We start from the raw sequence: 25,404 nt of genomic DNA, 5'->3' as shown, positions 1-25,404 counted from the left end.
CGTCCGGAGCTTTGCCGTCCAGCTCGACTCTGCTGCGCAATTCGTTCAGGCGGAGAGTCTGTAGCTGAGTCGTTCGAGTCTGCTGGTGCGGGGGCGGTTGAGGGGGCCTGTGGTCCAGTGGGCGTCGAGCCTGATCACGTTGAGTGCGGTGGCGGAGAAGGCGTGTTGGAGGCGGACTTTCGGCAGGCCGCGGTAGCGGGCCCGGCGGATGCCGGTGATGTCGAGGGCCTGGTTGATGGTGCCCTCGACTCCGGCACGCAGGGCGTACTTGTTCTTCCAGGTGTCGGTCTTCTGCTCGGCGCGGGCCCGGGCGAGGTTCTCGTGGAGTTCCTCGGGACGCAGGGTGAGCATGCGGCGCCCGGTCTTCGAGGTGGTGCACTGCTTCTGGAGAGGGCAGTCCCGGCAGGTCAGGACGCTGAAGGTGATGACGATCGCGTCTTTGCCGTGCTGTTTGACCGGGTTCCAGTGGGAGCTGGTCCTGCCGGCGGGGCAGCGGACCTGGCGGGTCTTCCAGTTGATGGTGAAGGCGTTCTTGTCGAAGCCTTCGGCGGCCTTGGCCTGGTCAGAGTGGTCCTGGAGGACCGGGGTGACCATGCGGATGCCCTGTTTCAGGGCCTTGGTAATCAGGTCGGCCGACGGGTAGCCGGAGTCGAGGTAGTGCTCGCCGGGCTGCACTCCGTGCTCGGCGAGCTTGCGCTGGATCGGGGCGGTCGCCTTCACATCCGGCACGGTCGCGTCGGTGGTGTGCACGTCGGTGATCAGATTCGGCATCACCCCTGTGCCCACCCCTGTGCCCACGTCGGCGTCGGCGTCGGCGTCGGCGTCGGCGTCGGCGTCGGCGTCGGCGTCGGCGTCGGGGAGGGTGGTGCAGGTCTCCGTGAGATGGATCTTGTAGCCCATCCAGAACAGGTCGTCGCCCTTGGCCGCCCAGCGTGCGTCGGAGTCGTAGGGGGAGGCCAGGCGGAGTTGGCCGGGCGGGACGCCGTCGTCGGCGTCCCGCTTCTTGATCACCTGCCGTCCCCGGGCATCGGTCCGGACGATGTAGGTCTGCACGAGGACCTGCCGCAACAAGCCCACGGCCTCGATCTCGCGAATCCAGGCCGGAGCGTCATCGGCCCAGGCCGCCCGGCACAAGGCGATGGCATCCTGCCCGAAGACCTGGGCGAGACGGTCACGTTTCGTCTGCGAGGGCGGCATGCGCCAGCCGTCGACCCGCGGCCCGTACCGCTCGGCGAACTCAGTGACGTTGATGTGTCCGGCCAGCCAGGCCGGTGCCGCGACCGCGAGGGCCTCCAGGGCCGCCCGCACACTCTCCCCGGCCAGCTCCAGACGGTTCAAGTCCCGCACCGCACTGATCACATGGGTGGAATCGGTGCGCTGCTTGCCTCCGGCCGCCACCAGGCCGGCGTCCTTGCAGTGCTCAAGGAGCCGGTCGAAGACCACCCGCTCCATACCGTTGTCCGCGAGCCGGGCCCGGAACCGGCACAGCACACTCGCATCGAATCCGGTGTCCGTCAGCTCCGCACCGAGCGCGTACTTCCAGTCGATCGCCCGCACCGCCATCGCCGCGGCCTGCCGATCCGTCAGGCCCTCCGCGAACTGCAACACCATCACCAGCGACAACACCCCCGGCGACAGTCCCGGCGCCCCGCGCACCCCGAACGCCTCCGTGAACGGCTCATCGACGAAGACCTCCGCGAGGCGATCCCGCGCCCGTATCGCCAGGCTCCCCTTCGGAAACGCCGCCCGGGCCACCACCACCGTCTGTTCCGGGATCTCCGGCAACCCCACCGGCCGCATCGACATCCGTACCGCCTCCAGGACCGCACGACAGGAAGGCGACCCCGCCAACGATCATCGCCGACCCGGCCTTACCCCCGCAGCGAATTGCGCAGCAGAGTCCAGCTCGGTGAGCTCTTCGGCCAGGACATCGGTCTCCAGCGGGAAGTGGCCGCGCAGCGTCGAGTCCCCACGGCTGGCCAGGACGTAACCGGTGCCCTCGGCCGCCGACGCCGCGTGCAGGGCGCGGACCACCTCGCGGTTGCGGGCGGCGGCGTCCTCGGGGGACAGGCTGCGGGTGTTGGTGAGGACGAAGAAGACGGCGCTGTACTGGCGCAGCGCCCAGCGCAGGTCGTCAACCGTCCAGGAAGTCAGGACGGGCACGTCGGCGACCGTCTGGGTGCCGGTCGGACCGTCGTCGAGGACGACGAGACGGGGGCCGCCGGATATACGGGCGGCCACTTCCGCGGCGCTGACCTCGCGGACTGGAGGCAGCCCTTTGAGCACCGCCGCCTCGGGGACGGGCCGCGTCTGGGCATGGACGGGTAGAAACATGGCGAATTCCTGGCCTGTTGTGAGGAGTTGAAGGGGAACGTCAGCCGAGGTCGCGCTTGGTCACGTCACACCGGGGCTTGACCGGGTCCCTGCCTCGGCGGCCATGTTCCTTCGCTTTGCGGTAAGCGCCGTCGAACGGCAGAAAACAGGCGGGGCCGTAGCAGAAGGGGACGGGCACCTTGGGGAATCGCCGGGCGGGCGGCACGACCTCGGTCGCGATGCCGTTACCGGGGATGAGGGCGCTGCGGTGGTTCCGGTTCGTCATACAGCCGATTGCAGCAGCGGGCCGGGCAGCGCGTCCAAGACACAATCTCGATGTGCCTTATAAGGTCGCCTTATAAGGCCGCCCTGCAGGCGGCCTTTTCGCGGTTCGTCAGCGGTCCGCCCAGCAAGGTCATCGCCGCCGGGAACAGCGGGTCGGGGGCGGCTGATCAGCGCGAGCGCAGCTCGGCGTTCGGTTCGAGATCGAGCATCAGGGCGCCCGGTTCCGCGTGGGATGAGCGCTGCTCGTGGTGGTGGAGTCTGAGCAGAATGCGCCTGCTGCGGTGCCGTGGTCGTCACCCTCGTATGAGGGGCGACAGCCGTGGTATCGGAGTTGATTGCTGGCGCGTTGTGCACACCTAGGGTCCCTTTTGGCGCTGGAGGCCGGGGTACTCGCTACATCCGGTGGTTGACGGCCTCGCTACCCAGCACGTTCAGCAGGGCCAGCGTCTCGGCGTCGCGTGATCCCACCGGTGCGCTGTAGAGCACCAGGTGCTGGTCCCGGTCGGTGAGAGCGAGGTTGTCGCAGTTCACGGTGACCTCGCCGACGACGGGGTGGTGGAATGTCTTCGTGAGCATCGGGGCAGCCTGTACGTCGTGCCGCTCCCACAGACGGGCGAAGTCCGTGCTGCCGTCGCGGAGTTCGCCGACCAGGTCGGTCAGATCGGGGTCGTTCGGGTAGCGGGCCACGGTGGCACGCAACTCCATCACGACGTGGTGCCGGAACTCGGAGGCGTCAGACACCCCGTACAGAGTGCGGCCGGGCCGTCGCGCCCCGAGGAAGGCGCGGCGGGCAAGGTTGCGTTCCTCGGGGGAGAGGGTCGCGAAATCCTCCATGAGAGCGGCGGCGAGGCCGTTCCAGGCGAGCACCTCGAACGCGGCGGACACGACGAAGCCTGCCGTCTGCGGCAGTCGCTCCAGGAGTGCGAGAATGCTCGGCCGGACATCCCGCCGGTGCAGCCGGTTACGGGTCGGCGCGGTGCCCGCGAGTACGTGGAGATGGTCGGTCTCGGAGTCCGTGAGCCGCAGGGCACTCGCGATCCCGGCGAGGACCTCGCTCGACGGCCGGGGTGCGCGGCCCTGCTCCAGACGGACGTAGTACTCCGTGGAGATGTGCGCGAGGACTGCGGCTTCCTCGCGGCGAAGCCCGGGGGTTCGTCGGCGTGGTCCGGAGGGGAGACCGACGTCCTGCGGGCGGAGCCGCTCGCGGCGACTGCGGAGGAAAGACCCCAGTTCCTGCTTGTCCATAGTCCCAGTCTGCACGGGGCGCGGCGACGCATCCTGGTACAGCCTGTGCCTGCATCCGGTCCGGCCGTCGGTCCAAGACTGTGGTCATGACGAACACCAAGGACTCCAAGGACTTCACCTCTACCGGCCTGCTCACCGGCAAGGTCGTCTTCATCACCGGCGCCAGCCGCGGGATCGGCGCCGCGGCGGCCAAGCTCTTCGCCCGCGAGGGGGCGGTCGTGGTCCTCGCGGCCCGTGGGACGAGCGCCCTCGACGAGATCGTCACCGGCATTCGTGCCGACGGCGGCGTCGCCCACGCCGTCCCCATGGACCTCGCCGACCGCGTGAGCATCCGCGCGGCCGTCGACCGTGTCGAGGAACTGCACGGAAAGCTGGATGGTGCCTTCAACAACGGTGCGACGATCCAGCAACCCGGCCCGCTCGACACCACCAGCGACGAGGACATCGACGAGCAGTTCGCCGTGAACTTCCGGGCACACTGGACGGCCATGAACGCGCAGGCGGCCCTCATGCGGCGTGGCGGCGGTGGCGCCATCGTCAACACGTCGAGCATCGGTAGCCGCCGGGCGAACCCGGCCTTGCCGGCGTACGGCGCGATGAAGCGGGCGCTCAACAGTCTCACCGAGACCGCCGCGGTGAGCTGGGCCCGCGACGGGATCCGCGTCAATGGCATTACCCCGGGCGGCACCGACACCGAGATGATCGAGGCTTGGGAGGCGTCGACCCCCGGCATCAAGGCGCAGGTGACCAAGTCGGTCCCGCTGGGGCGGATGGCGGAGCCGCGCGAGGTCGCGGAGGCCGCCGCGTGGCTGCTCAGCGACCGTGCCGCGATGGTGACGGGTGCGGTGCTCCCGGTGGATGGTGGGGCGGGCGCCTGACGGCAGGCACCCCTGGAGCATGACGCCGAACCGGCTCGTCCGTGGTGCTCGTCGAGGAGCGCCGTCACCTGGGCCGGGTCGGGTCGAGCTGCGCATCTCAGGAGGCCGTCCGTCCGAAGGACCTCGTTCGCCGGCGCAGTTCCCGTCAGGGCTCCTCTCATGGAACCCGCCTGACCTGCCGTCACCATTCCCCGTATCTCGGGGAACCTCAACCGACCGGTGCGCCAGTAGAAAGTCAAGGAAAGCCCGCCGCGGGACGGGCCGGGGTGTTGAGCGCCGAAGTGCGTGAGTGCCGAACCGCCGCTTGCCGACCAGGCCGTGGCGGAGGACGGCTTCCTCAGGGTGGGGCGATACAAGAAACGGAATGGAACCCGTCGGAAACATTGACGGAGCCATGGCTGAAACCTATCTTCTGATCGAACTGCCGCACAGTGTTCGCTATTTCGAACGGCCACGTCCCTCGCCACGGCGATTGGCCAAGCGGACTGGCCGAGCCGGAGGAAGAGTTGAACAGAACCGTCAGAACGCGGCTCGCCCTGCTGGGCCCGCTGCTGCTTGTCCATCGCGAACCCGTTGGGGCGCGGACTGCTGTCCCCGCATCGATGAACAAGGGAGAGTTTGTGGTGCCTGAGCTCTTCAGGTTCCGGCGAGTGAGCCGGGGGGTGGTTGTCTGCCTGGCCGCGCTGGCACTCGCCTTCGCCGGCCTTGTCGCCTTCAGCGGTGCCTCGCAGGCCGCCGCACAGGGGCCCTGCGACATTTACGCGGCGGGCGGCACGCCGTGCGCCGTGGCGCACAGCACCACCCGCGCGCTGTTCGCGTCCTACAACGGCCGGCTCTACCAGGTGCAGCGGGCCTCGGACAGCACATTGCGGGACATCGGGGTGCTGACCGCCGGAGGTGTCGCCGACGCCGCGGCGCAGGACTCGTTCTGCGCGGGCACCGCCTGCACCATCACCCGCCTCTACGATCAGACCGGTGCCGGCAACACTCTGGTCTACCAGGGACCCGGTGGGACCGGCGGCGCCGACACGGCCGCCACTGCGAACACCGAATCGGTGACCGTGGGCGGCCAGAAGGCCTACGCGCTGTACATCAACCCCGGCAACAGCTACTTCGCCTACAACTCCGCCGGGGGTGTGCCGACCGGCAGCTCACCCGAGGGCGAGTACATGATCACCAGCGGCACCCACGTCAACAATGGCTGCTGCTTCGATTACGGCAACACCGAGATCGACCACCACGCCGACGGCAACGGTGCGATGGACGCGATCAACTTCGGTACGGAGTGCTGGTTCGGCGGCTGCAGCGGAACCGGACCGTGGGTGCAGGCGGACCTGGAAAACGGCCTGTTCACCGGCGGCAGCAAGGCGTGGAACCCCAACCAGGTCGCCCAGACCAGCCACTTCGTCACCGCGATGCTGAAGAACAACGGCACCACCCAGATGGCCATCAAGGGCGCCAACGCCCAGTCCGGGAGCCTGACCCAGTTCTACGGCGGCGCGCTGCCCAGCGGATGGAACCCGATGCACAAGCAGGGCGCCGTCATCCTCGGCAGCGGCGGCGACTGCTGCCAGACCAACCGCAACGAGAGCGCGGGCACCTTCTACGAGGGCGCCATGGTCAAGGGCTACCCCTCCGACGCCACCGACGCCGCGGTCCAGGCCAACATCACCGCGGCCGGCTACAGCACCACCACCCCCTTCACCCCGGGCGCGAAGGTGTCGCTGCAGGCCACCACCTCCTGCTGCACCGGCGACTACCTGCAGCACGACACCAGCGACGACAAGGTCGTGATCGCGCCGGTGACCTCCACCAGCTCGGCCACCGTCAAGGGCGACGCGACCTGGATCGTGCGCGCCGGCCTGGCCAACAGCAACTGCGTCTCCTTCGAGTCGGCCAACACATCCGGCAGTTACCTCAGGCACTACGCCTTCCAGCTCCACCTCCAGCCCAACAACAACACCAGCCAGTTCGCCGCCGACGCCACCTTCTGTTCCAAGCCGGGAAACAGCGGCACGGGTTACTCCCTGCAGTCCTTCAACTTCCCGACCAAGTACATCCGCCACTACGCGCTGACCGGCTACGTCGCCGGCAACGGCGGCACCAACACCTGGGACAGCGCATCCTCGTGGGCCCAGGACACCAGCTGGCTCGCCGCATCTCCCTGGAGCTGACGAATAGTCACCCACCGGGTGCGGGTCCGGTGCGGAGAGAGCCCAATCCGAACCGGGCCCGGAAGCGTCAACGCGGCTCACGCTGTCCGCACAGTCGGACACTGTCCGACGGGCCGGACGCCTGGGGTTTGTCGACGCCTCACCCTCACATCCACCCCCCTGTGAAGGAGTTCTTCATGACCAAGCCACCATGGATCCGCAGCGTCAGGCGCGCGCTCCTGGCGGCCGGTGCCACCGCCGCGCTCGCCGCCGGCCTGCTCACCGCCACGGCCGCCACCTCGCAGGCCGCCACCCAGCAGCCGTGTGACATCTACGCCGCGGGCGGCACGCCGTGCGTCGCGGCGCACAGCACCACCCGCGCCCTGTACGCGGCGTACAACGGCCCGCTGTACCAGGTCAAGCGTGCCTCGGACAACACGACCCTGAACATCGGCGTGCTGAGCGCGGGCGGATTCGCCAACGCCGCCGCGCAGGACTCCTTCTGCGCGGGCACCAGCTGCGTCATCACCGACATCTACGACCAGTCCGGCAAGGGCAACGACCTCACCCAGGCACCCGCGGGCGGAGCCGCAAGCGGGCCGGACAACCTGGCCAACGCCGTCGAGGCGCCGGTCACCGTCGGCGGGCACAAGGCGTACGGCGTCTACGTCGCCCCCGGCACCGGCTACCGCAACGACCACACCAACGGCATCGCGACCGGCGACCAGCCCGAGGGCATGTACGCGATCTTCGACGGCACGCACTTCAACGGCGGCTGCTGCTTCGACTACGGCAACGCCGAGACCAACGACCGCGACACCGGCAACGGCCACATGGAGGCCATCTACTTCGGCAACAACACGGGGTGGGGCTCCGGCAGCGGCAACGGCCCCTGGATCATGGCCGACCTGGAGAACGGCCTGTTCTCCGGCGTGAACCAGCACCTCAACTCGGGTGACCCCACCATCACCAACCGGTTCCTGACCGCCATGGTCAAGGGCGGCCCGAACCAGTGGGCCATCCGCGGCGGCGACGCCCAGTCGGGCAGCCTGTCCACCTACTACAACGGTGTGCGCCCCAACCTCTCCGGCTACAACCCGATGCACAAGGAAGGCTCGATCATCCTGGGCATCGGCGGCGACAACAGCAAGGGCGCCCAAGGCACCTTCTACGAAGGCGTCATGACCTCGGGCTACCCCTCGGACGCCACCGAGAACGCCGTACAGGCCAACATCACCGCCGTCGGCTACAACAGCGGCTCGACCAGCACCGGTTCGCTCACCCCCGGCTCCCGGATCTCCCTGCAGGCCACCACCGCCCCCTGCTGCACCAACGACTACCTCCGCCACGACGACGCCGACAACAAGGTCGTCATCTCCAACATCAGCTCCTCCAGCTCGGCCACCGACAAGGCCGACGCCACCTGGATCGTCCGCGCCGGCCTGGCCAACACCTCCTGCCTGACCTTCGAGTCCGCCAACAACCCCGGCCAGTTCCTGCGCCACTACAACTACGAGCTCTACGCGAGCGCCGACACCGGCGCCGGCTCCTTCGCGCAGGACGCCACCTTCTGCCCCACCACGGGCAACAGCGGGGCCGGACACTCCTTCCAGTCCGTCAACTTCCCGACGAAGTACATCCGCCACTACAACCTCACGGCCTACGTAGCCGGCAACGGCGGCTCCAACGCCTGGGACTCCAAGACGTCGTGGGCCCAGGACACCAGCTGGCTCACCGCATCTCCCTGGAGCTGACCAGCCCAACCGGGTCTCTCTGACCGCGTCCAGCAGCAAGCACGGCCTCCCCGCACACGTGCGGGGAGGCCGTGCTTGCTGGCTTCCTCATCTCCCAGGCCGTCGTTCGGGGTCATCGGGAGTGTCTGGTCAACGGCGGATCTGATGATGAAGGAGATGCGTCGGCCAGACGTTTCTGGTCAGCCATGGCGGCGGATGCGACCTCTTGTCGGGAGGTGGGCGGGTCGGCCCGGAGCAGGGTGCTCCGGGCCGGCCCGTCCGTGCGGTGTCAGTTTGCGGCCGGGACCGGGTCGCGGGTCGGTTCGGGCGTCGCCTCGGGTGCGGGCGTCTGCTTCGGGTCGGGCCTGACGGTCGCGGCGGGGGGAACGGGCGCGGGGGTGTAGGGGATCGCTCCGCGCAGGACGGCCCTGGCGCGCTCCTCGTCCAGTTCGCCCTCCCACCGGGCGACGGCCAGGGTGGCGACGCCGTTGCCGACCAGGCTGGTCAGGGCGCGGGCTTCGGACATGAACCGGTCGATGCCGAAGATCAGTGCGAGGGCGGCGACGGGGACGTGCGGGACGGCGCTCAGTGTGGCGGCCAGGGCGATGAAGCCGGTGCCGGTGACGCCCGCGGCGCCCTTGGAAGTGAGCAGCATGACGGCGAGCATGGCCAGTTGCTGGGTGAGGCTGAGGTCGATGCCGAGGGCCTGGGCGAGGAAGACCGAGCCCATGGTCAGGTAGATGGCGGTGCCGTCGAGGTTGAAGGAGTACCCGGCGGGCAGCGTGATGCCGACGACCGGTTTCGAGGCGCCGAGGTGCTGAAGCTTGGCCATCATGCGCGGCAGGACGGGCTCGGTGGAGGAGGTGCCCAGGACGATCAGCAGTTCTTCCTTGATGTAGCGCAGGAAGGGCAGCAGCCGCAGTCCGTTCAGGCGCATCACGGTCCCGAGGACGACCAGGACGAAGAAGAGGGCGGTCAGCCAGAACGAGCCGACCAGCAGGGCCAGGTGGCGCAGGGTGCCCAGACCGTAGTTGCCGATGGTGAAGGCCATCGAGCCGAACGCGCCGATGGGGGCGAGCCGCATGATCCAGCGGATGAGCGTGAACAGGACCGTGGAGAACTTCTCGATGCCCCGGGCGATGCCCAGGCCTGCCTCTCCGCTGGCGTGCAGGCCGAATCCGAACAGCACGGACACCAGCAGCACCGGCAGGATCTCGTTGCCGGTCAGAGCGCTGGCCAGGGTGGCCGGGATGATGGCGAGCAGGAAGGCGGCGAAGCCCTCATGGGCCGTGGTCGCCTCCGGAGGCAGGCCCTTGGCGGACAGGGTCGAGGCATCGACGTGCAGCCCGCTGCCCGGCTTGACGACGTTGACGACGACCAGGCCGATCACCAGGGCCACGGTGGTCAGCACCTCGAAGTAGACCAGAGCCTTCAGGCTCACGCGGCCGACCGCGCGGGCGTTGCCCATGGAGGCGATGCCGTGGACGACCGTGCAGAAGATGATCGGCGCGATGAGCATCTTCACCAGCGCGATGAAGCCGTCGCCGAGCGGTTTCAGGTCGGCGCCGGCGGACGGCCACAGCCAGCCCACGGCGGCGCCGAGGAAGACGGCGATCAGGCACTGGAGGTAGAGGTGGGACAGCATCTGGCGGATGCGGCCCGGTGATGCGGTGACGGTACCCGGGGCAGCGTCGTTGCGGCTCATGCGGGGCGTCCTTCCAGGACGGGAACGAGGAGTTCGGCTCGGGCGATACGCCGGGCGGCGCGGTGCAGGAGCACCGTGGGGGACGCGCCGTCCGGTGCGGGGACGGCTTGGGTGGTGACCACGCCGGCGGGGGTGCCCAGGCGCAGCGTGCCGTCGGCGGTCTGCCGGGCGACGCGGTGGGCGAGGGTGCCGGGGGTGGCGGCGGCCGCGGCCAGGGCCACGGCGGAGGTCAGGCCGATCGCCGGGTGCGGGGCGTGCATGGAGACCATGCGCACGGCCAGGTCGTACTCGTCCTGGTTGAGGAGTATGCCCTGTGTCGTGCGATAGGGGGCAGGCCGGGCGACGACGCCCGCCTTCGGCACCGCGTGGCTGACCGGATCGCCCTCGCGGGCCAGGCCCATGGCCAGCGCTGCCTGGCGGCGCAGGAGCGTCAGCGCGGGCACGGCGGTGGCGAACGCGGTGAGGGATTCCGTGCCGTCGAGGCCGAACGCCTTGGCCTCGAACAGCGCAGCCGGTGCCCCGGCGTCCACCAGGGATGCCTCGACGGGACCGTCCGGGCCGGTCAGCTCGTCCAGCGTCCGGCCGGTCGGCAGAGCACGGCCGGTCGTCGAGCCCGCCGGGTCCTGAAACCCGAGCAGGACCGGCACGCCCGGCGCCGAGGTGCCCGGCACCACGGCCGTGCCCTCCTCCGGGGCCACGCCCGCGGGCGTGGGGATCGTGCCGGTGAGGCGGGCCCCGGTGTTGACGTTGAGCATGCGGACGGTGGTGGTGTCCGATGTGATCGGCACGAGCTTGTGGTGGACGGCGTACAGGGCCACGGCGGTGGCGCAGTTGCCGCAATTGCTGGCCCACTCCACGCGCTCGTCGCCGATGCCGACCTGCGCGAAGGCGTACTCGATATCCACGCCGGGTTCGGCCGACGCCTGAACGACGGCGGCCTTGGAGGTGGTGGACGAAGCGCCGCCCACGCCGTCGATCTGGCGGGGGTCGGCGGCATTGAAGGCGGCGAGCAGCAGGGCATCGACTTCCACGCCCGTGGCGACCACGTCGCGGTGGTCGAAGATCCAGCACTTGCTGGTTCCTCCGCGGATCATCTCGCCCTGCAGACGCAGCACAACTGACTCCTCACAAGCATGGAAGGGGAAGCCCGCCGACGGTCTCGCCGTGCGTGGTGTCCTCCACGGTGGGTGACAGCAGCGTGAAGTACAATCTCGAAAATCTGCATGGCCATTAAGGTGAAGTGAACGCTGGAGGGGGCGGCATGCTCGACGTCAGGCGCATCCTGCTGTTCACCGAGGTCGCCCGGCGCGGCTCGGTGACAGCGACCGCCCGCGCCCTCAACTACACACCGTCAGCGGTATCGCAGCAGATCAGTCGCCTGGAAGCGGAGGCAGGACAGCCCCTGCTGGAGCGCCACGCCCGGGGCGTCACCGTCACCGACGCCGGACGGGCGCTGGCCGAACGAGGTGAACGCATCGAACGTGAACTGCGGGCCGCGGGAAACGAACTCGCCGACTTCGCCGGCCTGCGCGCGGGCACGCTGCGTATCGGCACGTTCCCGACCGTCGGCGCCTCGCTCCTGCCGCAGGCCGTGATCGCCTTCCGGGACGCCCACCCCGAGGTGCGGCTGACCGTCCGCAGTGCCCGCATCGCCGGACTCTGGGCCATGCTGGAGAACCGCGAGATCGAGATGTCTCTGATGTGGGACTACGACTGGAGCCGAATCGACCGGGAGGACATCGTCGTCACCCCGCTCCTCGATGATCCGCCGGCGCTTCTCGTCAGCGACCACCATCCACTCGCCGGACGCGACGCCGCCTCACTCGCCGACTTCGCAGACGACCCCTGGATCACCCGCGCCGACCATCACCCGGTGGCCGAAGCCCTCGTCCGAGGCTGCCGCGCCGTCGGCTTCGAGCCCCACATCGCCTACGAGGCCCACGACTACCAGGAAGCCCAGGCCATGGTCGCCGCCGGCATCGGCGTCGCCCTCGCCCCCACCCTGGCCCTGGAGGGCATCCGACCAGGCGTCGACGTCCTGCCCCTCCAGGCGCCGGCCCCCATCCGCCGCATCCTCCTGGTTCGCATGGCCGACCACGCGCTCACCCCGGCCGCCCTCACCTTCGCCGGACTCCTCCGCGACGTCGCCGCGGCCCGAACCCTGTGACACCGGACCACGCCCACTGGTCGGGGAAGAAGGCCGCGCGGGAAAGGCGTGCAGCCGTTCGGATGACCGGGCCCCGGGCTGAGCGGCGCGGAGCCGTGCAGAAAGGCATCGGGCCTCGGGGAACTGCTGTTCGCGGCGGTCAGGAGCGCCGGAGGCAGGTGGGCCACTTCGCCGAAACCGGCGATACACGTGCCCGTGCGGATGGCGGCTGCGGCTGCCACCGTGTTCATCGTGACGGCGTGTTCATTGTGACGGCCCGGATCCCCTGCGGCTGCCCGCGGAGTCCGAGGCCCTGCCCGACGGACATCCTGGCCCGTCGACCGACCCTCGGTCGGCCCCGGCTCGGGCCGGTCGGTCCCGTCACTACTCGGCTGTCATGCCCCACGGGAGGGCTTCTCCCGAACGCAGGTGTTCTCTCAGCCACCGTTCGGTGTTGCTGACGTGGAGCAGCGCAGCCGCCTGGCTGAGGGAGGCGTCGCGGACGGACAGTGCCCGGAAGATCGCCTCGTGCTCGGCGAGGGTCCGGCCCGAGGCCTGAGTGTCGACCAGACCGCGCCAGATGCGAGCGCGCAGAGTACGCCCGGAGATGCTCTCCAGGAGCGTCAGGAGTGTCTCGTTGCCCGTGGCCGAGATGACGGCGTGGTGGAATGCGGCATCGTGAGCGTTGAGCCGCTTCACGTCGTCACGGGCCTCGCGCATGGCCTCCAGGTGCCGCTCGACCTCGGCCAGCTGCTCGTCGGAGATCCGGGTGGCGGCCAGCGCGGTGGCGACCGGTTCCAGGAGCCGCCGTACCTCCATGAGATCCTGCAGGGCGGCGGAATCGCCCTGCAGCAGTTCCACCGCGCCACCGAGCCCCTCCAGCAGGAGGCTCGGCTGCAGGCTGGTCACGTAGGTGCCGTCACCCCGCCGGACCTCCAGGACCCGCGCGACGGCCAACGCCTTCACGGCCTCCCGGGCGAGGTTGCGGGACAGGCCCAGCTGGGCGGCCAACTCCGGCTCCGGCGGGAGCTTCGAGCCCGGCGGCAGCGCTCCGCTGCGGATCAGCTCCCGGATCTGCGCAATCGCCCTGTCCGTCAAAGACACCGCGCACCTCTTCCTGGCTCGTTCGCCGCGGGCACATCCGACCTGATGAACCCCTGGGCGCGAAGATCGTCCCAGAGACCTTCGGGGATGTGCTGACGGTAGAGTTCCACGTTCCTTCCGACCTGTTCCGCGGTCCGCATACCGAGGGTGACATTGATGACCTCGGGATGGCTGTAGGGGAAGGCGACGGCCGCTGCGGGCAGCGTCGTACCGTGCGCCGCGCAGACCTCGGCGATCGCCAGGGCGCGGGTCACCAAAGCCGGGGAAGCTTCCTGGTAGTCGTACTTCATGCCTTCGGCGGGCTGGTCGAGGGAGAGGAGTCCGGAGTTGAACACGCCGGCTGCGACGACGCTCTTGCCGAGTTCCGCCGCGGCGGGCAGGACGTCGTCCAGTGCGGACTGGTCCAGGAGGGTGTAGCGGCCGGCGAGCATGACCACGTCGGCGGCGGTCTCGCGCAGGAAGCGGGCGAGCATGGCCGACTGGTTCATGCCGGCGCCGATGGCGCCGATCATGCCCTGGTCGCGCAGCTCCGCGAGCGCGGGCATGGCCTCGTCGGCGGCCTGCCGCCAGTGGTCGTCCGGGTCGTGCAGGTAGACGATGTCGAGTCGGTCCAGGCCGGTGCGCTGCAGGGTGTCCTCGATGGAGCGGAGCACGCCGTCGCGGCTGAAGTCCCACTGGCGGCGCAGGTCGTCGCGTACGACGAAGCCCTCGCTGTCGATGCCGCGGGGCGCCTCGTTGCGCACCAGCAGCCTGCCCACCTTGGAGGACACGACGTACTCGTCGCGCGGGCGGTCTCGTAGTGCGGCGCCCAGGCGGCGTTCGGAGAGGCCGAGACCGTAGTGCGGTGCGGTGTCGAAATACCGCAGGCCGGCCTCCCAGGCCGCGTCGACGGCGGCTGCCGCGTCCGCGGCCGGGGTGACCCGGTAGAGGTTGCCGATGGTGGAGGCCCCGAAGCCGAGTTCGGTGAGCTCGACAGGGGTGCTGCCGACCTTCCGGCGTCCCATCTTCCGATGTGTCAACTGTTCTCCCTGAGAAGCGGGTGCGGCATGACCGCGCCGGGTCGGGCCTGTCACCTTCTGACGGCGGCCGAGCCGCCTGCCATGAGCGTCTCCACCTCGGCGAGTGAGGCCATGGACACGTCGCCGGGGGTGGTCATGGTGAGAGCGCCGTGCGCGGTCCCGTAGGCCAGGGCGCGGCCCAGTGCGGCGGCGTCGAGGTTCGCCACGGGTCTGGCACCGCCCGCTGATCCGTCCTCTTCACCGTCGGTGGTCAGCAGTCCGTAGATCAGGCCGGCGGCGAAGCCGTCGCCGGAGCCGATGCGGTCCAGGACCTGCAAGCCGGGCATCAGGGGGCCGCGGACGAACCCGGCACGGGCTGACCAGGCGGCCGAGGACCAGTCGTTGACCCCGGCGGAGGGCACCTCCCGCAGGGTCGTCGCGAGCACCTCGGCTCGGGGCAGGAGCCCGGCCACCTTGGCGAGGGCGTCCTCCACCTCGTCCGCCTCGACCCGCAGCGCCCCTGGGCAGGGTCCGGCCAGGCCCAGGGCGCCCACGATGACGTCGGCGTGGCGTGCGAGGCGCAGGTCGGCCTCGCGTGCGGCGTCGGCGCCGCCCCGGCCGGCCCACAGGCTCGGTCGGTAGTTGGGGTCGTAGGAGACGGTCACGCCGTGCCGCCGCGCGGCGGCCATGGCTTCGTCCGCGACATCGACGGTGGTGTCGGACAGGCCGGCGAAGATGCCGCCGGTGTGGAACCAGCGCACTCCTGCTGCGAAGACCGTGTCCCAGTCGACGTCCCCCTTGCGCAGCTGCGAGACGGCCGTGCCCGCGCGGTCGCTGACGCCCAGTGCGCCGCGGATGCCGTAGCCGCGTTCGACGAAGTTGAGGCCGTTACGGCAGGTGCGGCCGATGCCGTCGTCGGGTGTCCAGCGGATCAGCGAGGTGTCGACGCCGCCCTGCAGGATGAGGTCCTCGACGAGCCGGCCCACCTGGTTGTCTGCCAGGGCGGTGACGACGCCGGTGCGCAGGCCGAAGCAGCGGCGCAGCCCGCGTACGACGTTGTACTCGCCGCCGCCCTCCCAGACCTGGAAGGTGCGGGCGGTGCGGATGCGTCCCTCGCCCGGGTCGAAGCGCAGCATCACCTCGCCGAGGGCCACCACGTCGGTCATGTCACGCTCCCGTTCACGGCCGCGGCGGTCAGCTGGCGGATCTCGTCGTACTCGCCGCGCTGCAGATGGGCTGCGGTGGCCATCCAGCTGCCGCCGACGGCGAGGACAGCCGGTTCGGCGAGGTAGGCCGGCAGGCGCGGGGCATCGATGCCGCCGGTCGGCACGAACCGTGCCTGGGGGAAGGGCGCGGCGAGGGCACGCAGCATCGGGATGCCGCCGAGCGGTTCGGCCGGGAAGAGCTTGACGGTGTCCAGGCCTGCCTTGAGGGCGCGCATCAGCTCGGTGGCGGTGGCGATGCCGGGCACTACGGGCACGCCCAGCTCGCGGCACTTGGCGATGACGTCCTCGTCGAAGCCGGGGGAGACGACGAAGCGGGCCCCGGCGGCCACGGCCCGCTCTGCCTGCCCGGCGGTGAGGACCGTGCCGGCGCCGACGGTGAGGCCGCCGTGGGCGGCCATCGTCTTGAGGACCTGTTCGGCGTCCGGGGTGCGGAAGGTGACCTCGGCGCACCGAGCGCCGCCCGCCGCGAGCGCTTCGGCCAGCGGGCCGGCCGTGGCGGGTTGGGGCACGGTCAGCACCGGCATGAGGTGGGTGCCGGTCAGTACGGTGGCCAGGTCGTTGTCGGTCATCGGCCGAGCCAGCCGCCGTCGACGGGCAGGGTTACGCCGTGGAGGTAGGTGGCGGCGTCCGAGGCGAGGAATACGGTGGCGCCGGCGAGGTCGTCCGCGGTGCCCCATCGTCCGGCGGGGATCCGGTCGAGGATGGCCTTGCTGCGCGCGGGGTCGTCCTGGAGGGCTTGGGTGTTGTCGGTGGCGATGTAGCCGGGGGCGATGGCGTTGACGTTGACGCCGTGTGGGGCCCATTCGTTGGCCAGGGCTTTGGTGAGTCCGGCGATGCCGTGTTTCGCGGCGGTGTAGCCGGGGACGGTGACGCCGCCCTGGAGGCTGAGCAGCGATGCGGTGAAGATGATCTTCCCGTGGCCGCGGGTCACCATCGCTGCGCCGACCGCCCGGGTGAGCGTGAACTGGGCGCTGAGGTTGACCTGGAGTACCAGGTCCCAGTCGGCGTCGGTGTGTTGGGTGGCCGGGGCGCGGCGGATGGTGCCTGCGTTGTTGACCAGGATGTCCACGGGGCGGTTTCGCCGGGCGAGGTTCGCGCCGAGAGCGTGAACGGCTTCGGGGTCGGCGAAGTCGGTGCGGATGGCTTCGAAGGAACGTCCCGTGGCGAGGATGTCCTTTTCCACGTCGCTGCCGGACTCCTCCAGCTGGGCGCTGACGCCGATGATGTCCGCGCCGGCTGCGGCCAGGGCGCGGGCCATGGCGCGGCCGATGCCGCGCCGGGCGCCGGTGACGACGGCGAGTTTGCCGGTGAGGTCGAAGGCGTTCACTGGGCGGCTCCTTGGCTGTCGTCGGTGCAGTCCACGAGGATCTTCATTACGTCGCCGCCGCCTTCCAGGGCCTCGAACGCGGCGGGTGCCTGGGTGAGCGGTACGACCTTGCTGATCAGCCGCTGGGCCGGGATGATGCCGTCGGCGACCAGGGTCACCGCGTGCTCGAAGTCGGAGCGGTCGTACAACCGGGCACCCACCAGGGTGAGTTCACGCCAGAAGAAGCGGTGCAGGTTCACCTCGCGGGGGCGGGCGTGGATGGCGACCAGGCACAGCCGGCCGCGCACGCCGAGGACGTCCACGGCCGTGTCCACGCCGCCTTGCGCGCCGGAGACCTCGAAGGCGACGTCCGCGCCCGCACCGGAGGTCCACTCACCGACCAGCGCCGGCACATCCGCGTGGGCCGGATCCCATGCCGTCAGTCCCAGCTCCTCGGCCAGCCGCCGCCGGTGAGGGCTCAGCTCGACCACCCGGACGTCGGCCCCGGCGGCCCGGGCGACCAGGGAGATGAGGATGCCGACGGGGCCGCCGCCGACGACGACGGCCTTCTCGCCCTCGGTGACCTGGGCCCGGCCCACATCGTGCACGGCAACCGCGGTCGGCTCGACGAGCGCGGCCCGGTCCAGGGCAAGCGACTCCGGCAGCCGGATCAGGGTGGCGGCGGGTACGGTCCAGCGCTGCTGCATCGCGCCGGGGGAGTCGATGCCGATGAAGTCCAGGTGCTGGCAGATGTGCTGGTGGCCGGCCCGGCAGGCCGGGCAGGAGTCGTCCCAGCGCAGCGGCATCACCGTGACCGTGTCACCGGGCCGCCAGCCCTCCACCCCGGCACCGACCCGCACGATCCGGCCGGACATCTCGTGCCCGAGGACCGCGGGCGCGGCAACCCGGGCATCCATGTCGCCGTGGAAGATGTGCAGATCGGTGCCGCAGATACCGACGTAGGCGGGGGCGATCTCCACCTCGCCGGGGCCGGGGGACGGGTTCTCGGCGGGCGCGGTGTCCAGAGTGCGGGCGGAGAGGTAGCGGACTGCGAGTGTCATCGTGTTCTCAGGGTCCCTTCAGCGCGGACGCCGATGGTGAGCAGCAGGTTGGCGTAGGTGCGGGTGTCGGCGGTGACGATCGCCAGTGCCAGGTCGGGCGAGCGGGCGGCGTCGTAGAACTCGAACCGCCCGAGCGTGTCGACCGGGACGGGCGCCAGCTTCGAGCGGTACTCGGCGATGGCGGGCGGCTCCGGTTCGCCCTCGGGCGGGACCATCACGTGGGCCGCCTCGACGGGCAGGGCGCGCAGCAGGACGTCGAGCACGGTGGTGACGTCGAGCAGGCCGGGGGCCAGGTTGAGGTGGACGGTTTTGGCGCGCTCCCCGGTGGCGGTGCTCGCGGGGTAGTGGCCGTCGGCGAGCAGGACGCGGGCGCCGTGGCCGGCGCCGGCCAGGGATTCGAGGATGCCCGGGTGCAGGAGTTCGGTCAGCAGCATGGGTTGTCCTCCTTCCTTCGAAGGGGGTCGAGGCGGTAGAAAGCGGTGGCGGTGCCGGCGAGGACCGCTTCGGTCTCGGTGTCGGAGCAGCCGTCCAGGAGTTCCTCGACGGTGGCGGCCCAGCGGTTCCAGCCGCCGGCGAGGACGCAGACCGGCCAGTCGGAGCCGAACATCAGGCGGTCGGGGCCGAAGGCGGAGAACAGGACGTCCCACACTGGGCGGATGTCGTCGACGGTCCACTTCTTGTGGTCGGCCTCGGTGATCAGGCCCGACACTTTGCACCGCACCTGGGGATGCGCGGCCAGCCGCCGCACGTCCCGCTCCCAGTCCTCCAGGTCCCGCCGGGCGATGGGTGGTTTTCCGGCGTGGTCGAGGACCAGGCGAAGGCCCGGGAGGCGTTCGGCCAGACGGATCGCCTGGGGGAACTGGTGGCTGCGGACGAGCAGGTCGTACCCAAGGCCCCGTTCGCTCACCGCCCGCAATCCTCGTTCCACAGAAGGCTGTTGCAGCCAGGCGGCATCGGACTCCCCCTGGACCAGATGACGTACGGCCCGCAAATAGGTACCGCCCGGTCCGGCGCACAGTGCGTCGAGTACGTCGCCGACAGCCGGGGACGTGAGATCCGCCCAGCCGACGACCGCGCCGACGAGCGGGTCACGGTCGGCGAAGGCGAGGAACTCGCGCGTCTCATCGACCGACGCCACGCACTGGACGAGCACCGTGCGCTCCAGCCGGCGACCTGCCACGGTCGCGGTCGCGGCCGCGCGCAGGTCGTCGGTGCCGAAGCTACGGCGGAGGAGCTCATGACCGGGCTCGTCCAGCCAGGACTGCGGCCGGATGTCCAGGTCCCACACGTGGTGGTGGGCGTCTACGAGGATCTGGGAGTCAGACACGGACCGTCCAGACCGGACCGTCGGGGTAGGTGTACTCCTTGAGCGAGTCCTGGTGCATCTGTGCGCTCAGCCCGGGCAGGGTCGGCGCGAGGTAGTGGCCGTCGGCGATGCGGACGGGGTCGACGAAGTGTTCGTGCAGGTGGTCGACGTACTCGATGACGCGGTCCTCGGTGGTGCCGGAGACGGCGACGTAGTCGAACATCGACAGGTGCTGGACCATCTCGCACAGGCCGACGCCGCCGGCGTGCGGGCAGACCGGCACGCCGAACTTCGCGGCGAGCAGCAGGATGGCGATGTTCTCGTTGACACCGCCGACCCGTGCGGAGTCGATCTGCACGATGTCCACGGCGCCGGCCTGGAGGAGCTGCTTGAAGACGACCCGGTTGGCGATGTGCTCGCCGGTGGCGACCTTGATGGGGCTGACGGCCTTGCGGATGGCGGCGTGGCCGAGGATGTCGTCGGGTGAGGTGGGCTCCTCGATCCAGTACGGGTCGTAGGGGGCCAGTTCGCGCATCCAGTCGATGGCGGGCTGCACGTCCCACCTCTGGTTGGCGTCCACCGCGATGCGGATGTCGGCGCCGACCGCCTCACGCGCCGTGCGCATACGCCGTACGTCGTCCTCCAGCGAGGCGCCGACCTTCAGCTTGATCTGGGTGAAGCCGTCCGCGACGGCCTCGCGGGCCAGGCGGGCCAGCTTCTCGTCGGAGTAGCCCAGCCAGCCGGGGGTGGTGGTGTAGGCGGGGTAGCCGCGCTCCAGCATCCGGGCGATGCGCTCCTGGCGGCCCGGTTCGGCGCGGTGCAGGATCTCCAGCGCCTCTTCGGGCGTGATCGCGTCGGACAGCCAGCGGAAGTCGACCTGGGCGACCAGGTCCTCGGGCGACATCTCGCCGAGGAAGCGCCACACCGGCTTGCCGGCCCGCTTGGCGGCCAGGTCCCAGGCGGCGTTGACGACCGCGCCGGTGGCCATGTGGATGGCGCCCTTCTCCGGGCCGAGCCAGCGAAGTTGGGGATCGTGGACGAGGGTGCGCGAGAACGTACCCAGGTCGCCGCAGACTTCCTCGACCGACAGGCCCACCACATGCGGGGCGAGGGCCGCGATGGCGGCGGCCTGGACGTCGTTGCCGCGGCCGGTGGTGAACGCCAGCGCGTGGCCCTCCAGGCCGTCGCCGGCGTCGGTGCGCAGGACGACGTAGGCGGCGGAGTAGTCGGGTTCGGGGTTCATCGCGTCCGACCCGTCCAGGTGCTCGGACGTCGGGAAGCGCACGTCCAGGACGTCCAGAGCGGTGATGCGGGCGGATGGGGGCACGGTGGAGGACATGGCGGCAACTCCTGTGAGGGGCAAGGGGGAATCGGTCCCCTTGCGACGAGACGTGAACGAGGCGGAGATCGGGCGGCCGGCGACGGCCGCCCGGCTCACTCCTGGACCTTGCCGCCGGTGATGCGGGAGATGGCGAGGGCGACCAGGATGATCAGGCCGTTGAGGGCGCCGATCCACTGCGCGGGGACGCCCGCGAGGGTGAGCACGTTCTGGATCATGAAGAGCAGGAGGATGCCGCAGAACGCGCCGAACATGGTGCCCTTGCCGCCGTTGAGGCTGATCCCGCCGATGACGGCGGCGGCGAAGACGGTGAAGATGTAGCCGTTGCCCTGGGCCGAGGCCACCGAGGCCAGCCGCCCGGACAGCAGCAGTCCGGCGAGGGCCGCGAGCACACTGCCGGCGACCAGGACGATCCACAACACCCGGTCCGTGCGGATACCGGCCGCCTTCGCGGCGTCGACGTTGCCGCCGATGGCGTACAGCGAGCGGCCGAAGCTGGTCCAGCCGAGCACCACGATGGCGATGGCGAACAGTGCCAGGCAGACCCAGATGGAGGCGGGCATCCCGAACCACTGTGTCGTGCCCAGGTAGAGCATGGACGCCGGCAGTTGGAAGAAGGTCTGGCCGCCGGAGATGCCCGTCAGGACACCGCGCAGGACGATCAGCATGCCGAGCGTGACGATGAAGCCGTTGAGGCCGAAGCGGATGATCAGCAGGGAGTTGATCACGCCGATCAGCACGCCCACGGCGAGGGTGATCGGGATCGCCCAGGCGCCGGGGAGGAGCCCGAGTCCGTGTCCCGCACTGCCGATGGTCAGCCAGGCCGCGACGCCGGGCGCGAGGCCCATGGTCGACTCCAGGGAGAGGTCCATCTTCTTGACGATCAAAATCATCGTCTGGGCGAGGACGAGCAGCGCGATCTCGGACATCGTCTGCAGGACGTTCATGAGGTTGTCGGCCTGCAGGAAGACCGGGTTGACGATCTGGCCGACAACCGCGATGACCACGATCGCGGGCACGAGTGCGAGGTCGCGCAGCCGCGCCAGCGGTATCCGGCCGCCGAACAGCGCCGTGCGCCGGGGCTTGGGCTCCACGGCCTTGGCGGCGGTGTCCGCGAGGACGGTTTCAGGCATTGAGGTCCACTCCTTCCATCGCGGCCACGAGGTCGTGGTCGTGCCAGCCGCGGGCGATCTCTGAGGTCACACGGCCCTGGAACATCACCAGGACCCGGTCGCACATGCGCAGGTCGTCGAGCTCGTCGGAGGCGATGAGCACTCCGGTGCCGGACGCTGCGGTCTCCTCCACCTTGCCGAGGAGGAACTCCTTGGAGCGCACGTCCACGCCCGCGGTCGGGTTGATCAGCACCAGCAGACGCGGGTCGTCGGCCAGGGCGCGGGCCATGACGACCTTCTGCTGATTGCCGCCCGAGAGCGCGGAGACGGGCAGCTCGGGTCCCGGCGTCTTGATCGCCAGGTTCTCGATCATGACGTCGGCGAGCCGGTCCCGTCGGTCACGGCTGAGGAAGCCGTTCTTGCCGAGCCGGTGAGGTACGGACAGCGTGGAGTTGTCCGCGATCGACATGCCGGGGACGAAGCCCTGGTGGTGCCGGTCCTGCGGGACGAACCCTGCGCCGGCCGCGAGCGCGGCGGGCACGCTGCCCGGCCGGGGCCGGTTCCCGGCGATCTCCACGCCGCCCGCAGCGGCCGACCGCAGCCCTACGACGGTCTCGGCGACCTCGGTGCGCCCGCTGCCGGCGGCGCCCGCGAGGCCGACGATCTCGCCGGCGCCGACCTGGAAGCTGACGTCGTCGTAAGTACCGTCACTGCCCAGCGACTGCACGGACAGCGCGGGCGTGGCGGCACGGTCGAGGGTGCTCGACCGCACCTGCAGCCGGTCCAGCGCCGCCTCGCCGGTCATCGCGGCGACCAGCTCGGTGCGCGGGAGGTCGGCGACCGGCGCCGTGACGATGTGCCGGGCGTCGCGGAAGACCGTCACCATGTCGCAGATCTCGTAGACCTCCTGGAGATGGTGACTGATGAACAGGAAGGTCACGCCCTGGCGTTGCAGGTCGCGGATGCGGTCGAAGAGGCGGTTGATGGCCGCCCCGTCGAGCTGGGCGGTCGGCTCGTCGAGGATGATGAACCGCGCCCCGAAGGACAGCGCGCGGGCGATCTCGACGAACTGCTTCTGCTCGACGCTCAGTTCGCCCGCGGAGGTGTGCGGGTCGACGTCCACCGACCAGGTCGCCAGCAGCTCCTGGGCGCGGCGACGGGTGGCCTGCCAGCTGATGAGCCGGCTGCGGCCGTGGTCGTGCCGGTGCAGGAAGAGGTTCTCTGCGACGGTCAGTGTGGGGATGATCGTGGACTTCTGGTAGACGCAGGCCACGCGTCTGCGCCAGGCGTCCCGGTCGCTGAGCCGGGGGGCCGGCTCGCCGCCGAAGGTCACCGTGCCCTCGTCGGGGGCCTGAAGGCCGGTGAGGACCGACACCAGGGTCGACTTGCCGGCTCCGTTGCGGCCGACGAGAGCGTGGGTCTCGCCGGGCCTGATGGTGATCCGGGCGCCGTTCAGGGCCACCGTCGGACCGAATCGTTTGACTACGCCCCTCGCCTCGACGACGGGCGGTTCCGCAGGGACCCGTCCGTCGCCGGCCGGGGCGGGTGCGGGGGTGACTGCTCGCTCCCCGTCGCTCATCTCAACCGCCTTGTTCTCGTGAGCCGTTGCATTCCTGATGAGGGATCAGCCGAGGTTGTTGCCCCACAGTGACTTGTCGTCGCTCTTGACGCTGGGCACGCCGCCGTAGGTGGCGCCGTCGGCGGTGACCAGCGGCGCGGAGAGCTGGTCCTCCAGCAGGCCGGGACGGACCTGGATGATGGTGCTGTCGTGGTCGGTCTTGCCGGCCTTGAACGTCTTCCCGTCGATCGCGGCCTTGAGGTAGTACAGGGCGTACTTGGCGTAGAGGTCGGCCGGCTGGGAGACGGTGGCGTCGATCTTCCCGGCGGCGATGGACTTCAGCTCCTCGGGGATGCCGTCGTTGGAGACGACGAAGACGTGCTTCTTGTCCTTCGGGTCGACCAACAGGCCCTTCTGCTTGAGGACCTGGAGCGTGCCGGACAGTCCGAAGCTGGACTGCATGTAGACGCCCTTGATGTCCGGGTGGGCGGTCAGGTCGGTCTGCAGCTTCTGCGCGGCGACGGCACCGTCCCAGTTGGTGGCCTCTCCGAACACCTTGATGCCGGGGTAGCTCTTCTTCATGCAGGCGTTGAACGCCTCCGTGCGGTCACGGCCGTTGATGGAGTCCAGACCGCCCTCCAGCATCACGACCTTGCCCTTGCCGGCGAGCTTGGTGCCCAGGAACTGGCACGCCTTCTCGCCGTAGGCGCGGTTGTCGGCGCGCACCACCATGAACACCTTGCCGCTGTCGGGGCGCGTGTCCACGGTGACGACCGGGATCTTCTTCGCCTCCAACTGCGCCAGCGTCGGCGCGATGGCGGCGGTGTCCTGCGGGGCCATCGCGAGGCCCTTGACGCCCTGGCTGATGAACGTCTGCGCGTTGGCGGTGAGCTTGGCGACGTCGTTCTGCGAGTTGGTGGTCTTCAGCGAGAGGCCGAGCTTCTTGGCGTACTGCGGCGTGTACTTGATGTAGGAGTTCCAGAAGTCGGTGTCGGAGCGCGGGTAGTCGACACCGACCAGCGGCGTGTCACCCGACGCCGACGTGGTGGAGCCGCTGCTGCAGGCGCTGAGCAGCGCCAGTGCGGACAGGGCGGAGGCGGTGGTGTAGAAGGCAGTTCTGAGTCTCATCGGTACTTCCTCGCGCTGGTCCCGAAGCGGGGGATTGTTTCGCCGGTGCTACTGCTGCGTGTCTCTCATGGATAGATGGGATGTTTATAGATGCCAAGAGGGGGCGCTGTCTAGGGGGCGTGGAAAGCGACCTGGATACGGCGAGTTAGTGATCCAGTGACGCTCGCCAGGAAGCTCCAAATGGATCAATCCATCCCATCAATGATGCCCATCTGTGATGCGCCGGCCCTTGCGTCCGTACCCTTTGGGTGTTTCTGCGCTGCCTGAGCCGGGTCGTCGTGAGCCGTGGGATCCGACGGGCTGACATTCCCGGTCGGCGGGCATGCCGGTGCGCAGGCCGCACTTGACGTTCACGTGGCGGTAGCGGCGGTCGGCGAGGGCCGTTCGCGGGGCTGCGTCTACCGGTCGGACGTCTCGTCCCGGCCGGGCTCGCGCGGCAGCGCTTGGGTGGCTCCGGCGACCTGCAAGGGTCTGCCCGCCGGTGCTGACCGAGCCGTCGTCGCCACAGGCGACGACGCGGATGACGCCTCCGTGGCGGCATGTGCCGTACCTGAATCTGCGCCCCGCTTCGGAGGGTCGCGCTCCGGTTCTCTCTCAAACATGGCATGTCTGAAGCAGAAGGAATGGGTGGTTAGAGGGACGAATCCTTCTCTTTTGCGACTCCTGTGAACGCTTTCATCCGCGTACCTGTTGACACAGAGCAGTTACGTCATCGACCTTCATGCGTAACGTTCGGCGCCTGAAGCCCAGAGGGAGGGCTGCGCCTGAGGCACTTGGGACCGTAGGCCCTCGGACTGCCGCCCCCACG

General features: G+C 69.9%; 22 protein-coding genes. 4 read left to right on the top strand and 18 right to left on the bottom strand.

The window, feature by feature from the left end; all coding sequences use genetic code 11:
- Positions 1–45 precede the first annotated feature (45 nt).
- The 4 genes from OOK07_RS00500 to OOK07_RS00485 all read right to left on the bottom strand — a co-directional run bounded on the left by OOK07_RS00500 (position 46) and on the right by OOK07_RS00485 (position 3,843).
- Positions 46–1,806, bottom strand: coding sequence for a transposase (locus OOK07_RS00500; RefSeq protein ID WP_266794614.1), 1,761 nt, complete (start codon positions 1,804–1,806; stop codon positions 46–48).
- Positions 1,807–1,854: 48 nt separating this feature from the next.
- Positions 1,855–2,334, bottom strand: coding sequence for a four-carbon acid sugar kinase family protein (locus tag OOK07_RS00495; protein ID WP_266794613.1), 480 nt, complete (start codon positions 2,332–2,334; stop codon positions 1,855–1,857).
- Positions 2,335–2,374: 40 nt separating this feature from the next.
- Entirely contained in the window at positions 2,375–2,599 is a 225-nt protein-coding gene (locus tag OOK07_RS00490) for a hypothetical protein (protein WP_266794612.1), read from the bottom strand.
- Between the two features lie 392 nt (positions 2,600–2,991).
- Positions 2,992–3,843 (bottom strand): helix-turn-helix transcriptional regulator, encoded by an 852-nt coding sequence (locus OOK07_RS00485; RefSeq protein ID WP_266794611.1) that lies wholly within the window; start codon positions 3,841–3,843, stop codon positions 2,992–2,994.
- 86 nt (positions 3,844–3,929) lie between these two features.
- Here OOK07_RS00485 and OOK07_RS00480 point away from each other — a divergent pair, with 86 nt between their 5' ends.
- From OOK07_RS00480 to OOK07_RS00470, 3 genes are all read left to right on the top strand, one after another.
- Positions 3,930–4,721: an SDR family NAD(P)-dependent oxidoreductase gene (locus tag OOK07_RS00480; protein WP_266794610.1), complete on the top strand. Its 792-nt coding sequence runs from the start codon at positions 3,930–3,932 to the stop codon at positions 4,719–4,721.
- Positions 4,722–5,323: 602 nt separating this feature from the next.
- Positions 5,324–6,895 carry an alpha-L-arabinofuranosidase B gene (locus tag OOK07_RS00475; protein ID WP_406311207.1) on the top strand — a complete coding sequence of 524 codons (1,572 nt, stop codon included), beginning with the start codon at positions 5,324–5,326 and terminating at the stop codon, positions 6,893–6,895.
- A gap of 176 nt (positions 6,896–7,071) precedes the next feature.
- Positions 7,072–8,628, top strand: a complete 1,557-nt coding sequence (locus tag OOK07_RS00470; RefSeq protein ID WP_266794608.1) for an alpha-L-arabinofuranosidase B — start codon at positions 7,072–7,074, stop codon at positions 8,626–8,628.
- A 268-nt stretch (positions 8,629–8,896) separates the two neighbouring features.
- On the opposite strand, the gene OOK07_RS00465 is transcribed toward OOK07_RS00470, so the two are convergent.
- Both OOK07_RS00465 and OOK07_RS00460 read right to left on the bottom strand, forming a co-directional pair.
- Complete coding sequence (locus OOK07_RS00465) at positions 8,897–10,312, bottom strand: C4-dicarboxylate transporter DctA (protein ID WP_323182906.1); 1,416 nt, start codon at positions 10,310–10,312, stop codon at positions 8,897–8,899.
- Positions 10,309–11,427 (bottom strand): PrpF domain-containing protein, encoded by a 1,119-nt coding sequence (locus OOK07_RS00460; RefSeq protein WP_266794607.1) that lies wholly within the window; start codon positions 11,425–11,427, stop codon positions 10,309–10,311. The genes OOK07_RS00465 and OOK07_RS00460 overlap by 4 nt, the downstream gene beginning before the upstream one ends.
- 146 nt (positions 11,428–11,573) lie before the next feature.
- Between OOK07_RS00460 and OOK07_RS00455 the strand changes: the two genes are divergently transcribed.
- Entirely contained in the window at positions 11,574–12,479 is a 906-nt protein-coding gene (locus tag OOK07_RS00455) for a LysR family transcriptional regulator (RefSeq protein WP_266801850.1), read from the top strand.
- 363 nt (positions 12,480–12,842) lie between these two features.
- Here the strand turns inward: OOK07_RS00455 and OOK07_RS00450 are convergent, their stop codons facing one another.
- The 12 genes from OOK07_RS00450 to OOK07_RS00395 form a co-directional block, all read right to left on the bottom strand.
- The gene (locus OOK07_RS00450) at positions 12,843–13,562 is read right to left on the bottom strand and encodes a FadR/GntR family transcriptional regulator (RefSeq protein WP_266675781.1); all 720 of its coding nucleotides are present in this window, start codon (positions 13,560–13,562) and stop codon (positions 12,843–12,845) included.
- Positions 13,553–14,566 (bottom strand): aldo/keto reductase, encoded by a 1,014-nt coding sequence (locus OOK07_RS00445; RefSeq protein WP_266794606.1) that lies wholly within the window; start codon positions 14,564–14,566, stop codon positions 13,553–13,555. Before OOK07_RS00445 ends, OOK07_RS00450 begins: the two co-directional genes overlap by 10 nt.
- A gap of 65 nt (positions 14,567–14,631) precedes the next feature.
- Positions 14,632–15,726: a sugar kinase gene (locus OOK07_RS00440; RefSeq protein ID WP_266675777.1), complete on the bottom strand. Its 1,095-nt coding sequence runs from the start codon at positions 15,724–15,726 to the stop codon at positions 14,632–14,634.
- Entirely contained in the window at positions 15,723–16,355 is a 633-nt protein-coding gene (locus OOK07_RS00435; protein ID WP_266794605.1) for a bifunctional 4-hydroxy-2-oxoglutarate aldolase/2-dehydro-3-deoxy-phosphogluconate aldolase, read from the bottom strand. The genes OOK07_RS00440 and OOK07_RS00435 overlap by 4 nt, the downstream gene beginning before the upstream one ends.
- Positions 16,352–17,113, bottom strand: a complete 762-nt coding sequence (locus OOK07_RS00430; protein WP_266675773.1) for an SDR family oxidoreductase — start codon at positions 17,111–17,113, stop codon at positions 16,352–16,354. Before OOK07_RS00430 ends, OOK07_RS00435 begins: the two co-directional genes overlap by 4 nt.
- Complete coding sequence (locus OOK07_RS00425; protein ID WP_266794604.1) at positions 17,110–18,153, bottom strand: zinc-dependent alcohol dehydrogenase; 1,044 nt, start codon at positions 18,151–18,153, stop codon at positions 17,110–17,112. The genes OOK07_RS00430 and OOK07_RS00425 overlap by 4 nt, the downstream gene beginning before the upstream one ends.
- Positions 18,150–18,587 carry an RbsD/FucU domain-containing protein gene (locus OOK07_RS00420; protein WP_266794603.1) on the bottom strand — a complete coding sequence of 146 codons (438 nt, stop codon included), beginning with the start codon at positions 18,585–18,587 and terminating at the stop codon, positions 18,150–18,152. Before OOK07_RS00420 ends, OOK07_RS00425 begins: the two co-directional genes overlap by 4 nt.
- The gene (locus OOK07_RS00415; RefSeq protein WP_266794602.1) at positions 18,578–19,480 is read right to left on the bottom strand and encodes an amidohydrolase family protein; all 903 of its coding nucleotides are present in this window, start codon (positions 19,478–19,480) and stop codon (positions 18,578–18,580) included. The genes OOK07_RS00420 and OOK07_RS00415 overlap by 10 nt, the downstream gene beginning before the upstream one ends.
- On the bottom strand, positions 19,473–20,798 hold the full coding sequence (locus tag OOK07_RS00410) for an L-fuconate dehydratase (RefSeq protein ID WP_266794601.1): 1,326 nt from the start codon (positions 20,796–20,798) through the stop codon (positions 19,473–19,475). The genes OOK07_RS00415 and OOK07_RS00410 overlap by 8 nt, the downstream gene beginning before the upstream one ends.
- Before the next feature lie 95 nt (positions 20,799–20,893).
- A complete protein-coding gene (locus tag OOK07_RS00405; RefSeq protein ID WP_266675763.1) occupies positions 20,894–21,931 on the bottom strand; it encodes an ABC transporter permease in 1,038 nt (345 codons plus the stop codon).
- Positions 21,924–23,489 (bottom strand): sugar ABC transporter ATP-binding protein, encoded by a 1,566-nt coding sequence (locus OOK07_RS00400; protein WP_266675761.1) that lies wholly within the window; start codon positions 23,487–23,489, stop codon positions 21,924–21,926. Before OOK07_RS00400 ends, OOK07_RS00405 begins: the two co-directional genes overlap by 8 nt.
- 45 nt (positions 23,490–23,534) lie before the next feature.
- Positions 23,535–24,596: a sugar ABC transporter substrate-binding protein gene (locus OOK07_RS00395; protein ID WP_266794600.1), complete on the bottom strand. Its 1,062-nt coding sequence runs from the start codon at positions 24,594–24,596 to the stop codon at positions 23,535–23,537.
- Positions 24,597–25,404 lie beyond the last annotated feature (808 nt).

The organism is Streptomyces sp. NBC_00078, assembly GCF_026343335.1.
Taxonomy (GTDB): domain Bacteria; phylum Actinomycetota; class Actinomycetes; order Streptomycetales; family Streptomycetaceae; genus Streptomyces.
The sequence above is the reverse complement of the archived record's forward strand: the minus strand, read 5'-3'. Positions and strand labels throughout refer to the sequence as shown.